Consider the following 260-nt stretch of genomic DNA (forward strand, 5'->3'; position numbering starts at 1 on the left):
GGCGAGCCAACGCCCGATGATTTCCTCCGATACGCCAGCGGAATAGACGTCCGCTGTGTCGATGAAGTTACCACCGCTGGCAACGTAGGCGTCCAGGATGGCGTGGGACGTTTCCTCGGTTGCCTCGGCTCCAAACGTCATGGTTCCCAGCGCGTACGTTGAAACTACTGCGCCACTGTTGCCCAATGTGCGGAAGTGCATGTTGCTCCTTAGGTCTGGGTACCTATGGGACGCTACACAGGTTGCTCGGCATTGTCAGC

General features: G+C 58.5%; 1 protein-coding gene. It reads right to left on the minus strand.

Annotated elements, in window-relative coordinates:
* On the minus strand, positions 1 to 201 hold a 201-nt coding region (locus tag SB724_RS20745; protein ID WP_410572820.1), incomplete at its 3' end, for an aldo/keto reductase.
* Positions 202 to 260: the final 59 nt, after the last annotated feature.

It is taken from the genome of Bacillus sp. SIMBA_031, assembly GCF_046535225.1.
GTDB lineage: Bacteria > Bacillota > Bacilli > Bacillales > Bacillaceae > Bacillus > Bacillus velezensis.